General features: G+C 70.9%; 11 protein-coding genes. 7 read left to right on the plus strand and 4 right to left on the minus strand.

Annotated elements, in window-relative coordinates:
- The 3 genes from A5692_RS19270 to A5692_RS19280 all read right to left on the minus strand — a co-directional run.
- Positions 1–264: ROK family protein (locus A5692_RS19270; RefSeq protein WP_156766171.1), on the minus strand; the 264-nt coding region annotated here is incomplete at its 3' end.
- The gene (locus A5692_RS19275) at positions 264–875 is read right to left on the minus strand and encodes a malonyl CoA-ACP transacylase (RefSeq protein WP_068058712.1); all 612 of its coding nucleotides are present in this window, start codon (positions 873–875) and stop codon (positions 264–266) included. The genes A5692_RS19270 and A5692_RS19275, both read right to left, overlap by 1 nt.
- Positions 872–5,053, minus strand: a complete 4,182-nt coding sequence (locus A5692_RS19280) for an NEW3 domain-containing protein (RefSeq protein ID WP_068058713.1) — start codon at positions 5,051–5,053, stop codon at positions 872–874. Before A5692_RS19280 ends, A5692_RS19275 begins: the two co-directional genes overlap by 4 nt.
- A 59-nt stretch (positions 5,054–5,112) precedes the next feature.
- Here A5692_RS19280 and A5692_RS19285 point away from each other — a divergent pair, with 59 nt between their 5' ends.
- From A5692_RS19285 to A5692_RS19315, 7 genes are all read left to right on the plus strand, one after another.
- On the plus strand, positions 5,113–5,697 hold the full coding sequence (locus A5692_RS19285) for a DinB family protein (RefSeq protein ID WP_068058715.1): 585 nt from the start codon (positions 5,113–5,115) through the stop codon (positions 5,695–5,697).
- Positions 5,698–5,737: 40 nt separating this feature from the next.
- The gene (locus A5692_RS19290; protein ID WP_068058717.1) at positions 5,738–7,084 is read left to right on the plus strand and encodes an AarF/ABC1/UbiB kinase family protein; all 1,347 of its coding nucleotides are present in this window, start codon (positions 5,738–5,740) and stop codon (positions 7,082–7,084) included.
- On the plus strand, positions 7,084–7,989 hold the full coding sequence (locus tag A5692_RS19295; protein ID WP_068058719.1) for an alpha/beta fold hydrolase: 906 nt from the start codon (positions 7,084–7,086) through the stop codon (positions 7,987–7,989). Before A5692_RS19290 ends, A5692_RS19295 begins: the two co-directional genes overlap by 1 nt.
- 87 nt (positions 7,990–8,076) lie before the next feature.
- Complete coding sequence (locus A5692_RS19300; RefSeq protein WP_068058721.1) at positions 8,077–8,937, plus strand: cyclopropane mycolic acid synthase family methyltransferase; 861 nt, start codon at positions 8,077–8,079, stop codon at positions 8,935–8,937.
- A 114-nt stretch (positions 8,938–9,051) separates the two neighbouring features.
- On the plus strand, positions 9,052–9,948 hold the full coding sequence (gene mmaA4 / locus A5692_RS19305; protein WP_068058723.1) for a hydroxymycolate synthase MmaA4: 897 nt from the start codon (positions 9,052–9,054) through the stop codon (positions 9,946–9,948).
- A gap of 105 nt (positions 9,949–10,053) precedes the next feature.
- Positions 10,054–10,746: a YciI family protein gene (locus A5692_RS19310; protein WP_068058725.1), complete on the plus strand. Its 693-nt coding sequence runs from the start codon at positions 10,054–10,056 to the stop codon at positions 10,744–10,746.
- A 10-nt stretch (positions 10,747–10,756) separates the two neighbouring features.
- Complete coding sequence (locus A5692_RS19315) at positions 10,757–11,974, plus strand: RNA polymerase sigma factor (RefSeq protein WP_068058727.1); 1,218 nt, start codon at positions 10,757–10,759, stop codon at positions 11,972–11,974.
- A gap of 69 nt (positions 11,975–12,043) precedes the next feature.
- Here the strand turns inward: A5692_RS19315 and rplA are convergent, their stop codons facing one another.
- Complete coding sequence (gene rplA, locus A5692_RS19320) at positions 12,044–12,751, minus strand: 50S ribosomal protein L1 (protein ID WP_068058729.1); 708 nt, start codon at positions 12,749–12,751, stop codon at positions 12,044–12,046.
- Positions 12,752–12,779: the final 28 nt, after the last annotated feature.

The following is a 12,779-nucleotide window of genomic DNA, read 5'->3' on the forward strand; positions in this document are numbered from 1 at the left end:
CCAGCCGCCGATGTTGATGGGGCTGACGGTTCCGCCGTGCAGGTCGATGGGGCCGGCCGAGCCGATGCCGACGGCGCCGACCGCGCCGCCGGCCGCCCGCAGCGCCTCGGCGATCGTGGCGTCGACCGCGGCCCAGACCTGCTCGGCCGCACCGCCGCTCGGCGTGGGCCGGACAACGGTGTGCACCAGCGCGCCGTCGGGGTCGGCGAGGCCGGCGGCGATCTTGGTGCCGCCGATGTCCAGGCAGAGGGTGAGCGCGGTCATCAGTGGCGGTGGACGTTGTCGGGTTGGCGCGGGTCGCCGGGATGCTCGTAGCCCGGGGCGAGGCGCACCAGCTCGGCCCGCCGCGCGTCCATCCAGACGCGGAAGGCGCGTCGGCGCGCGGCACCCCGCAGATGGTCGGCGATCGCCGGCCGCACGTCGTCCAGCCGCGGCCCGACCGGCGCCGGGCCGCGCCAGCCGTGCCGGTCGCGGCGCGGCTCGGCGAAGCGCAGCGGGTTGCGGGCGTGGTAGGCGGCCACCTCTTCGTCGGTGACGCACACCGCGGCGGTGACGTCTGCGAACAGTGCCCGCGCCCGGGGATCGGCCAGCACCGCCGCGGCGACGCTGCCCAGCTCCAGGCGGGCCGTCGCGTCGGGCAGCAGTTCGGCCTCGCCCGGCGCGCCCCGCCCGGTCAGGCCGCGCGCGTCGGCCTCGGCGGCGACCACCCGCTCGGTGACGATCAGTTGGGTCAGCCAGCGCCGCAGTTGACGCCCCTCCCCGGTACCGCCGGGCGGCAACGCGGCCGCGCCGGGTCCGCCGCGCAGCCGCGCCTCGTCGGCGTCGACCTCGTCGACACCTACCGGAACCCCGGCAACCGTCGCGACCACGCTCATGTCACGGTCACCCGCACGGCCGGGGAGTAGAGGAGCCGGCCGGCGCAGCCGACCCGGATCAGCGCCCACCACTGGCCGGGCTCCAGCCAGGCCGGGGGGCGCACGTCGAAGCCGAGGTCCGCGGCGCCGTGGGCGGGCAGCACCGCGCCCACCGCGGCGGGCCCCAGCCATTCCCACGTCCCCCACGGGCTGATCAGGTGCGCTTCCAGCGCCAAGTCCGCCCCGGCGTGGCTGCCGACCCGGACCGTCAGCGCCGCCGTATCGCCGGCGGCCACCTCGACGTCGCCCGGTCCTTCGAGCAGATAGAGCAGCTCGGCGCCGGCGGGCGCGCCGACCTCGATGACGCACACGTCCTCGACAACCTGCCGCCACGCGGCCGAGATCTCCGCCCCGGCGAGGCGCAGCTGGGCGCGGACCGGGTACAGGCCGGGCCCGGCGGTGGCGGGCACCGACACCGCCACGTCGGCCTCGCGGTAGTCGCCGCCGCGCAGCGTGACGGGCAGCTCGTCGGGCTTCGCCGACCAGCCGTCCGGGCACACCAGGGTGACGGTTCCGGTCAGGGCGGCATCGCTGCAGTCGCTGGCCGCGGTGAGCCGCAGGGCGACCTCCTCGCCCGGTTCGGCGGCCGCCCGCGCGGGGTGCAGATGGGCGACGGCCGGCAGCCCACCGAGCGGCGCGGGGCCCCGGTTGTGCAGCCAGTAGCGCGCGTAGAGCGGCTGGGCGGCTTCGGCGTGCGGAGCCGGCGCGCCGGCCACCGTCGCCGCCCGTGGCGCCTCGAACCGCGCCAGCACCGTGGCCACCTGATAGCCGTGCAGGTCGAGCGGGCGGTGGCCGTGGCGCGGGGTTTCGAGGAGATCGGCGTCGCGGAATCCCCCGACCTTGGCGACGTCCGAGCCGATCACCACGCCGGCCCCCGCCCCCGTGGTTTCCACCAGGCGCAGCGCCACCGCACGCGGATCGACCGGCCGGGCGCTGCCCGCCGCGAGCGGGTTGCCGGCCGCCTTGAGGGCCGCCAGCTGCACCCCGCCGGCGGGCTCGACGCGCAACAGCGAGCCGGACGGGGGCAGCGCGCCCGCCGCACGCCCGGACACACGCGCGAGCAGCGGGTGGGAGAACTGCGCGCTGCGGGCGGGGATGTCGGCGCGCCGCCAGTCGCCCGCGCCCGCGATCAGCGCGTAGTCGAAATCGTGGGTCCAGTGCTGGAGCTGGAAATTCGAGCCGTCGGGGGCGGTGCGGCGCGGTTCGTCGATCCAGATGCCCGACGGCCAACCGGTGCAGGACCGCAGCAGCGCGGTGTGCAGGGTGCCCTCGGTGTCGACGGCGAAGCTGGGCACCCCGCGGTTGAGCAACGCGACGGTGCGGTCCTCGTGTTCGTCGCCGCCCGCCGGCGGCCGCTGGGGCACAACCACCTCGGCGTCGCCCAGGTCCTCGGCCACCGACGCGATCGCGGCGGCCAGGCTTTCGTCGTCGCGGCCGGCGATCACCAGCACCGGCAGGGCCCGCACCGCGCGCACGTCCGCGCCGGGCACCCACACCGCCGCCAACGGCGTCGCGGCCGGGACCCAAACCCTGGCCTGGCCCGTCGCCGCCAACTGGCGGTCGAGTTCGTCGGCGTACACCGGGTCGGCGTCTGCCAGCACGGCCCGGGTGAAGGGGTTGCGTGCCGGCCCGCCCAGCGCGATGCGCGCGTCGGGCAGGTTCGAATCCACCTCGAGGTGGCCGTAGCGCGGCTTGTCCGCGCCGCTGCAGGTCGCCGTCACCCCGGCGCGGACCAGCGCGACCATCAGCCCTCGGGCCAGCGGCGCCGACACCGCCTCGTCCGGCGCCACCACCTCGGCCACCGCGACCGCCCGCACGGCTTGGCTGTGCGGCGGGCCCACCCGGACCCGCGCCGCCGACGACAGGCCGAACCAGCCGTAGGCCGGGTTGTCCAGCGTCCACGGGTGCTGGGCGGTGTCCACCGACTCGGGCCCCCCGCCGGGCGGGTTCAGCAGCGCAAAGCCCCGCCCGATGACGGCGTCGCCGACCTCGCTGACCGGCATGGCGCCCGGCACCGGGCACGGCCAGAGCAGCCGCACCAGGCGGTCGGCCCCGGTGAATTCGTCGATGGTGGTGCGGCACTCCACCCGCGCGACGCCGTGCCACAGGGTCAGGGTTTGGGTGTAGCGCAGCAGCGCGCCGATCCGCCCGGTCACGACCAGCCGCTGCCCGAGCGGGCCGTGGTAGGCCCGCGCCCGGGCCGGGAAGGCCGACGAGCACACCACCGGGCCCTTGGGCAGCAGGTGCCACGGGCCCTCGGCCTGCGTCGGGTGCGCCGCATATTCCTCGTAGACGGCCAGCTCGTTGCCCACGCGTCCGTCGGCGATCAGCTCGCGGCCGTCCTGCAGCACGGACGCGACTCCCCCGCCACGCTGCGGGTCGACCTCGACGCGGTAATGCTCGCTGGCGATCGCCGAGCCGGGCAGCGGTTCCCAGCCGGCCGATTCGGCGTCGGGCACCAGGCGGTAGGCCCGCCAGCCCAACGACGGCACCTCGCGCGCCAACCAGGTCACCGACCGGCCGCCGTGCTCGACGTGGGCGGGCAGCTCGGACCCGTCCGCGTCCAGCACCCGGACGCCGGCGCTCAGCGGCGGGTCGAGCCGGGCGGTGACGATGTCGGTGCGCCGCTGCGCGAGCGGGTTCCACACAACGACGTCGCCGCCGACCGCGCTGGACAGCAGCGCCAGTGCGGCGTCGCGGGTCGCGCGGCCCAGCTCCCACGCGTCGCGCCAGCCGGTCAGCAGGTCGAGGTAGACCTGGTCGGATTCCGAGCCGGTGATCCCGTCGTGGTGCGCCCCGTAGGCCAGCTGCACCCACGCCTTGGCCAGCGCCGCCTGCGGGTACTCGGCGCCGGTCAGCAGCCCGGCGAACACGGAAAAACGCTCGGCTTCAAGCACCGCGTTCTCCGCGGCCCGGTTGGCCTGTTTGGTGTCGATGTAGGACACGTCCTTGCCCGTGTAGATCGGGTTCATGTCGCGGGTCTGCGGCGACGGCGCCCGGCCGCTCTCGGCCAGCTCGGCGCGAACGGCCGCGAAGAACTCCCGCGGCAGCGCGCACACGAAGCGCGGCCAGGTGTAGCGCGAGGCCCAGTCGCGGTGGATGGCGGTGACCCACTTGTTCGGCGGCGTGTAGTCGGTGCCGACGGGCAGCAGCACGTTGCGCGTCAGCGCGACCTTCCTGAGCTGATCGAACAGCGCGAGGGTGGCGTCCTCGGCCTCGGCCAGCGAGGTGGATGAGTCCATCCACCAGCCCGCCGAGTAGTGCGCGGGCATGTAATGGGTGAGCAGGCCGCGGCCCGACGGCGAGATCCACTCGAACTCGCTGCTGAACTGCATCCGCTCGACGTCCCCGCCGCCCAGGGCCGGGCCCCACTGGTGGTGCGGGCCGCGCGCCCACGAGCTCGACGTCAGCCCGGCGTCGGCGGCCAGCCCGGGGAACTGCGGGTCGTGGCCGAACACGTCCAGCTGCCAGGCCGTGGCCGGGTCGGCGCCCAGCACGTCACGCTGAAAGCCCATGCCGTGCACCAGGTTTCGGATCGTCGTTTCCGGGCTGGTGAGGTTGGTGTTGGGTTCGTTGTAGGTGCCGCCCATCACCTCGACGCGGCCCTGCGCGATGAAGCGGCGCAGGTCGGCGCGGTCCTCGGGGCGGGTGTCCCAATAGGGCTTGAGGTAGTCGACCTCGGCCAGCACGAACTTGTACTCGGGCTCGCGACGGGCCATTTCCAGGTGCGCGTGCACCAGCTCGAACCCGTTGGTCTGCCGGGCGCGGCCCGGCGGGTCCTCGGTCCACTCGCTGGTGTAGGCGCCCTGGGTGTTCCACCAGACCGGGTCGTAGTGGAAGTGGCTGACCATGAACATGGTCCAGCCTGGCTCGGCCACGACGAACTCGAACGGCTCGGCGGCGCCGGCGGCCAGCACCCGCGCCGCCCGCCGCTGCCCGACGACCGGGCGGTCCACCCGGACCGGGACCTCGACGACCTCGTCGCCGGCCGCGGCGACCGCCTCGCCGCGCAGCCCGTCGCCTTCGACCCGGACCGGCGTCGGTTCGCCTGCTCCGGAGACGACGACGCGGGCGACCTGCAACGGCGCGTCCGGCGGCCCGACGAAAAGCTGCGTCGAGTCCGCCGAAACCAGCTGCATCCCCGCACTTTACGGCGCGGGGGACCTAATATCCGAGAATGCCCGCTCTTGCCCGGCCCGTGGCCGACGAACGCAGCGCACTGCGCGAATTCCTGCAGTTTCACCAGAGTGCCTACTTCGCCGTCAGCTACGGCCTCACCGATGAACAGGCGCGGTCCGCGCCGTCGGTCAGCGCCCTGTCGATCGGCGGCCTGGTCAAGCACGCCACCGGCATGCAGCGCAGCTGGATGGCGCGGGTCGCGGCCGCGCCGGACGCCCCACCGAAGGACCCCCGCCCGTTCGAGCAGATCACCAAGGAGTTCGGGGACCAGCACGTGATGCGGCCCGACGAGACGCTGGACGGGCTGCTGCGGGCGTTCGCCGAACAGAACGCGACGACGCTGCGGCTGGCGGAGACCGCGGACCTCGACGCCGCGGTGCCGGTGCCGCAGGACATCCCCTGGTTTCCGAAGGATCAGCAGGCCTGGTCGGTGCGCTGGGTGATCCTGCACGTCATCAACGAGCTGGCCCGGCACGCCGGGCACGCCGACATCATCCGCGAAACCATCGACGGCGCCACCATGTACGAGTTGATCGCGGGGCTCGAGGGCTGGGCGATCGAGGGCTGGGTGCAGCCCTGGAAGGCCGGGCAGCGTCCCGGCTGAGAATTGGGCCTGACTCCGCCGATTTGGCAGACTGCTTTAGATGAGTTCCACCAAGCATCGAGAGGTGGCCAGGCTGGACCGGGTGCCGCTGCCGGTCGAGGCGGCCCGGGTAGCCGTCACCGGTTGGCAGGTCACCCGCACCGCCGCTCGCGTCGTCACCAAGCTGCCGGGCCGGGGCCCGTGGCAGCAGAAGGTGATCAAGCAGATCCCGCAGACCTTCGCCGACCTCGGCCCGACGTACGTGAAATTCGGACAGATCATCGCCTCGAGCCCCGGGGCGTTCGGCGAATCGCTGTCCCGCGAGTTCCGTGGCCTGCTCGACCGGGTGCCGCCCGCGGACACCGACGAGGTGCACAAGCTCTTCGTCGAGGAGCTCGGCGGCGACCCGGCCGAGCTGTTCGCCAAGTGGGAAGAGGAGCCGTTCGCGTCGGCGTCCATCGCCCAGGTGCACTATGCGACGCTGCACACCGGTGAAGAGGTGGTCGTCAAGATTCAGCGCCCGGGCATCCGTCGCCGGGTGGCCGCCGACCTGCAGATCCTCAAGCGCTTCGCCCAGGCCGTCGAACTGGCCAAGCTGGGTCGCCGGCTCTCGGCGCAGGACGTGGTCGCCGACTTCTCCGACAACCTGGCCGAGGAGCTGAACTTCCGGCTCGAGGCGCAGTCGATGGAGGCCTGGGTGTCACACCTGCACACCTCCCCGCTGGGCCGCAACATCCGGGTGCCGCAGGTGTTCTGGGACTTCACCAGCGACCGGGTGCTGACGATGGAACGGGTGCACGGCATCCGCATCGACGACGTCGCCGCCATCCGCAAGGCCGGCTTCGACGGCACCGAGCTGGTCAAGGCGCTGCTGTTCTCGCTGTTCGAAGGCGGGCTGCGGCACGGGCTGTTCCACGGCGACCTGCACGCCGGCAACCTCTACGTCGACGAGGCGGGCCGCATCGTGTTCTTCGACTTCGGGATCATGGGCCGCATCGACCCCCGCACCCGCTGGCTGCTGCGTGAGCTGGTGTACGCGCTGCTGGTCAAGAAGGACCACGCCGCGGCGGGCAAGATCGTGGTGCTGATGGGCGCTGTGGGCACCATGAAGCCCGAGGCCCAGGCCGCCAAGGACCTGGAGCGCTTCGCCACCCCGCTGACCATGCAGACGCTGGGCGACATGTCCTACGCCGACATCGGGCGGCAGCTGTCGGCCCTGGCCGACGCCTACGACGTCAAGCTGCCCCGCGAGCTGGTGCTGATCGGCAAGCAGTTCCTCTACGTCGAGCGGTACATGAAATTGCTCGCCCCCAAGTGGCAGATGATGTCCGACCCGCAACTGACCGGCTACTTCGCCAACTTCATGGTCGAGGTCAGCCGCGAGCACGAATCCGACATCGAGGTCTGATGCAGGTCCGCACCGGCCACGCCACATCCGGCGACCTCAAGCTGTACTACGAGGACATGGGCGACATCGACGACCCGCCCGTGCTGCTCATCATGGGGCTCGGCGCTCAGCTGCTGCTGTGGCGCAGGGCGTTCTGCCAACAGTTGGTCGGCCACGGGCTGCGCGTCATCCGCTACGACAACCGCGACGTCGGCCTGTCCAGTAAGACCCAGCACCGCAGCTCGGGGCAGCCGCTGGTGACCCGGTTGGCGCGCTCGTGGCTGGGTCTGCCCAGCCCAGCGGCGTACACGCTCGAGGACATGGCCGACGACGCCTCGGCCGTGCTGGATCATCTCGGCATCGCGGACGCGCACATCGTGGGCGCGTCGATGGGCGGCATGATCGCCCAGATCTTCGCCGGACGGTTCCGCGACCGGACGAAAACGCTGGCGATCATCTTCTCCAGCAACAATTCGGCTTTCCTGCCGCCGCCGGCCCCGCGCGCGTTGCTGGCGCTGCTGAAGGGCCCGCCGCCGGGTTCGCCGCGCGAGGTGATCATCGACAACGCGGTGCGCGTCGGCAACATCATCGGCAGCCCGCGCTACCGGGTGCCCGAAGAGCAGGCCCGCGCCGAGGCCGCCGAGGGCTACGACCGCAACTACTACCCCCAGGGCGTCGCGAGGCATTTCGGCGCGGTACTGGGCAGCGGCAGCCTGCGTCGATACAACCGCCGGACCGCCGCGCCCACGGTGGTCATCCACGGCCGGGCGGACAAGCTGATGCGGCCCTTCGGCGGCCGCGCCGTGGCCCGGGCCATCGACGGCGCTCGACTGGTGTTATTCGACGGGATGGGACATGATCTGCCACAACAGTTGTGGGACCAAGTGATCGGTGTGCTGACAAGCAACTTCGCCGAAGCGAACTGAGCAAAAAACGCTCGGAAGAAACGCTTCCCCTGCGGTCCCAGTCCGGATCGCAGGGTTGTACGGTTGTCAAAGGAGGTGGGTCCACCAATGGCCAAGCTGAAGCCGTATTACGAAGAGTCGCAGGCAACCTACGACATTTCAGACGACTTCTTCGCGCTGTTCCTCGACCCCAACATGGTTTACACCTGCGCCTACTTCAAGAACGACGACATGACGCTGGAGGAGGCGCAGCTCGCGAAGCTCGATCTGGCGCTGGCCAAGCTCGATCTCGAGCCGGGAATGACGGTGCTGGACGTCGGCTGCGGCTGGGGCGGGGCGGTGGTCCGGGCGGTCGAGCAATACGACGTGAACGTCATCGGCATCACGCTCAGCCGCAACCACTACGCGCGCACCAAGGCGCGGCTGGCCGCGCTCCCGACGACGCGCCGGGCCGAGGCCCGGTTGCAGGGCTGGGAGGAGTTCGACGAGCAGGTCGACCGGATCATGAGCTTCGAGGCCTTCGACGCGTTCAAGAAGGAACGCTGGCCCGCGTTCTGGGATTGGGCCTATAAGACCCTGCCCGATCACAGCCGAATGCTGATGCACAGCATCTTCACCTACCCCCAGTCGGAGTGGAAGAACCGCGGCGTCCAGATCACCATGTCGGATCTGCGTTTCTTCCACTTCCTCGGTAAGGAAATCTTTCCCGGCGGGCAGATGTGCGGCGAACCCGACATCGTCGACAATGCGCAAGCCAGCGGTTTCTCGGTCGGGCAAATTCAATATCTGCAGCCGCACTACGCGCGGACCCTGGACATGTGGGCGGCCAATCTGGAGGCCAACCGCGAACGCGCCATCGCCATCCAGTCCCAACAGGTGTACGACCGCTTCATGCGCTATCTGACCGGCTGCGCGGACCTTTTCCGCAAGGGCATCTCCAACGTGGCGCAGTACACCCTCACCAAATAGCGACCGCGCCTCACGCGGGTGGGGCTGGACACGTTGGGTATCGTTGCACGTCAAACCCGCCGAGCAGTGCGTGGGTAACCGGCAGGAACTCCATCGGAGCAGAACAGGACGAAAATGGCTGATCAACCGGCTAGCCCGACGAAGATCCGGACGGCTCCCGAGGACATCCAGGCGCACTACGACGTCTCCGACGACTTTTTCGCCCTGTTCCAGGATCCCACCCGGATCTACAGCTGCGCCTACTTCGAGCGTGAGGACATGACGCTGGAAGAGGCGCAATACGCCAAGATCGACCTGAACCTCGACAAGCTGGACCTCAAGCCCGGCATGACGCTGCTGGACATCGGCTGCGGCTGGGGGACCACGATGAAGCGCGCCGTCGAGCGGTTCGACGTCAACGTCGTCGGCCTGACGCTGTCCAAGAACCAGCACGCCCGCTGCGAGCAGGTGTTGGCGTCCATCGACACCAACCGCTCGTGTGAGGTGCGGCTGCAGAACTGGGAGGACTTCAGCGAGCCCGTCGACCGGATCGTGTCGATCGAGGCCTTCGAGCACTTCGGGCACGAGAACTACGACGACTTCTTCAAGCGGACGTTCGACATCATGCCCGACGACGGCCGGATGACCGTGCAGAGCAGCGTGAGCTACCACCCCTTGGAGATGGCGGCCCGCGGGAAGAAGCTGACCTTCGAGACGGCCCGGTTCATCAAGTTCATCGTCACCGAGATCTTCCCCGGCGGCCGCCTGCCGTCGACGCAGATGATGGTCGACCACGGCGAGAAGGCGGGCTTCGTTGTGCCCGAACCGCTTTCGCTGCGTCCGCATTACATCAAGACGCTGCACATCTGGGGCGACAACCTGGAGTCCAACAAGGACAAGGCCATCGAGGTCACCTCCGAAGAGGTCTACAACCGCTACATCAAGTACCTGCGGGGCTGCGAGCACTACTTCACCGAGGAAATGCTCGACGTCAGCCTCGTGACCTACCTGAAGCCGGGCGCCGCGAAATAGTCCGGGCCTGACCGGGTCCGCGTTGTCGGATCCCTCGCACGCCGTTCGTCGAAGAGGTAGAGAGTGGAACAGCCGGTTTCGCTCGCTACCCGGAGGTGACGACTCATGCAGTACTTCGCGTTGTTGATCAGCAAGGGGCAAGACCGCACGCCCGACGATGCGGCTGCCGCGATGGCCGCGTTCGAGAGCTTCCATGCCAAAGCCGGCGCGGCGATCCGGGCCGGTGACGCGCTGATGCCCGCCGCAACGGTCATCACCGGCGGCCCCGACGCGCCGATCACGACCGACGGCCCCTTCGCCGAGTCCGCCGAGGTGGCCTGCGGCTACTACGTGTTCGACGCGGAGAATCTCGACGAGGCGCTGGCGCTGGCCCGCGACATCCCGGTCGCGGGGTTCGGGGCCGTGGAGGTGTGGCCGGTGGTGCACTCGATCGAACCGTCCCGCAAGCTCACCGGGAACGACTGGCTGGCGCTGCTGCTCGAACCCCCCGAGTCGGCGCACACCCCGGGCACCCCGGAGTGGGAGGCCGTGGCAGCCAAGCACGCCGATCTGCACGCGGCCGCGGGCGATCGCATCATCGGCGGGGCCGCCTTGCACGACCGCTCCACCGCCACGACGGTGCGGGTGCGCGACGGTGAGGCCCTGATCACCGACGGGCCGTACGTGGAGGGCGCCGAGATCGCCACCGGGATCTACTTCCTCGCCGCCACCGACCGGGACGAGGCCGTCAAGCTGGCGTCCATGATCCCCGCCTCGACCGTGCAGGTGCGGCAGTTGGCCGGGGTCTCGGGACTCTAAAGCGCCCGCGATGTCCGACCTGGACGGCGTCTTCCGGCGGGAATGGGGGCCCGCCGTCGCCGCGCTCGCGCGGTGGTCCGGCGACCTCACCATCGCCGAGGACGCCGTCCAGGAGGCCTGCGCCGAGGCGCTTCGCAGCTGGAGCCGCGACGGCGTCCCGGCCAATCCCGGCGGCTGGCTGGTGACGGTCGCCCGCAACCGCGCGCGCGATCGTCTGCGCCGGGAATCCGTCCGTCCCGGAAAGGAATTGGCGGCCGTGATCGACGAAATCCGGGCGCGCACCGATCACACCGACCCGTCTCCCGTTCGGGACGACGAGCTGCGGATGATGTTCACCTGCGCGCATCCCGCCCTGGACCGTCAATCGCAACTGGCGCTCACCCTGCGGTTGGTGTCGGGGCTGACGGTCGCCGAGATCGCCCGCGCACTGCTGCAGACCGACACGGCGATCGGTCAACGAATCACGCGCGCCAAGAACAAGATTCGGCACGCCAACATCCCGCTGCGGGTGCCGCCCGCCGAGCTGCTGCCCGAACGCACCCCGCACGTGCTGGCCTGCGTCTACTCGGTGTTCACCGAGGGGTACTGGTCCACCGCCGGCCCGTCGGCGATCCGCGACGAACTGTGCGACGAAGGGATCCGGCTGGCCGGTGAGTTGTGCGCGCTGATGCCGCACGAGCCCGAGGCCCACGCGCTGGCCGCCCTGATGCTGCTGCATGATTCGCGACGAGCGACCCGGGTCGACGACGCCGGGATGCTGGTGCCGCTCGAGGAGCAGGACCGCGGCCGGTGGGACCGCGGCCGCATCGCCCGGGGGCTGGATCGGCTGCGCCGGGCGGAGGGCTCGACCGGCCCCTACCTGCCGCAGGCGGTGATCGCCGCGCTGCACGCGACGGCGCCGTCGTGGGACCAGACCGACTGGGTCACCATCTGCGCGGCCTACGACCGGCTGCTGCGTCTGACCGATTCACCGGTCGTGCGGGCCAACCGCGCGTTGGCGGTGGGCTTCCGCGACGGCCCCGATGCCGGCCTCGCCGCCCTGGACGAGGCGGCGCACGACCCCCGGCTGGGCCGTTCGAATCTGGTCGCGACGGTGCGCGCCGACCTGCTTCGGCGTGCCGGCAGGCCGGCCGACGCCCTCACCTGGTATCGGGAAGCCCTGGACGCCAACGGTTCCGAGCCGGGTCGGGAGTTCCTGCGGCGCCGCATCGCCGAGTGCGGCGGGTAGGCCGCCGGGGTCTCACGCCGCGGGATCGATGGTCGGCTGCGTTCGTCGGCGCCCTGAGGCGCCGACTCACTACGCCTCCGCGAAGTTGCGGGTGACGGCCGGGTCCACCGGGATGCCCGGGCCCGTGGTCGTCGACACGGTGATCTTCTTCAGGTAGCGACCCTTCGAGGCGGACGGCTTGAGCCGCAGCACCTCGTCGAGCGCAGCGCCGTAGTTCTCCGCGAGGGCCTTCTCGTCGAAGGACGCCTTGCCGATGACGAAGTGCAGGTTGGCCTGCTTGTCGATGCGGAAGTTGATCTTGCCGCCCTTGATGTCGGCCACGGCCTTGGCGACGTCCGGGGTGACGGTGCCCGTCTTGGGGTTGGGCATCAGGCCACGCGGACCGAGCACGCGGGCGATGCGGCCCACCTTGGCCATCTGGTCGGGCGTGGCGATCGCGGCGTCGAAGTCCAGGAAGCCGCCCTGGATCTTCTCGATCAGGTCGTCGCTGCCGACGATGTCAGCCCCCGCGGCGACGGCGGCATCCGCCTTGTCGCCGACGGCGAACACCGCGACGCGGGCGGTCTTGCCGGTGCCGTGCGGCAGGTTGACCGTGCCGCGAACCATCTGGTCCGCCTTGCGGGGGTCGACGCCGAGCCGGATCGCCACCTCGACCGTCGCGTCCTGCTTGGTGGACGCGGTCTCCTTGGCGAGTTTGGCCGCCTCCAGCGGGCTGTAGAGGCTGTTGCGGTCCACCTTCTCGGCGGCGGCGCGATATGCCTTGCTGTTCTTGCTCATTGATTCATCCAATCGGGTGTTGGGTCGT

The sequence above is a fragment of the Mycobacterium sp. E342 genome (assembly GCF_001667665.1).
In the GTDB taxonomy this organism is placed as follows: domain Bacteria; phylum Actinomycetota; class Actinomycetes; order Mycobacteriales; family Mycobacteriaceae; genus Mycobacterium.

Coding starts and splice junctions, on each gene's coding strand:
- A5692_RS19295 (WP_068058719.1), top strand. CDS start 7,084: ATGCAGGTCCGCACCGGCCACGCCACATCCGGCGACCTCAAGCTGTAC.
- A5692_RS19310 (WP_068058725.1), top strand. CDS start 10,054: ATGCAGTACTTCGCGTTGTTGATCAGCAAGGGGCAAGACCGCACGCCC.
- A5692_RS19300 (WP_068058721.1), top strand. CDS start 8,077: ATGGCCAAGCTGAAGCCGTATTACGAAGAGTCGCAGGCAACCTACGAC.
- mmaA4 (WP_068058723.1), top strand. CDS start 9,052: ATGGCTGATCAACCGGCTAGCCCGACGAAGATCCGGACGGCTCCCGAG.
- A5692_RS19280 (WP_068058713.1), bottom strand. CDS start 5,053: ATGCAGCTGGTTTCGGCGGACTCGACGCAGCTTTTCGTCGGGCCGCCG.
- A5692_RS19315 (WP_068058727.1), top strand. CDS start 10,757: ATGTCCGACCTGGACGGCGTCTTCCGGCGGGAATGGGGGCCCGCCGTC.
- rplA (WP_068058729.1), bottom strand. CDS start 12,751: ATGAGCAAGAACAGCAAGGCATATCGCGCCGCCGCCGAGAAGGTGGAC.
- A5692_RS19290 (WP_068058717.1), top strand. CDS start 5,738: ATGAGTTCCACCAAGCATCGAGAGGTGGCCAGGCTGGACCGGGTGCCG.
- A5692_RS19275 (WP_068058712.1), bottom strand. CDS start 875: ATGAGCGTGGTCGCGACGGTTGCCGGGGTTCCGGTAGGTGTCGACGAG.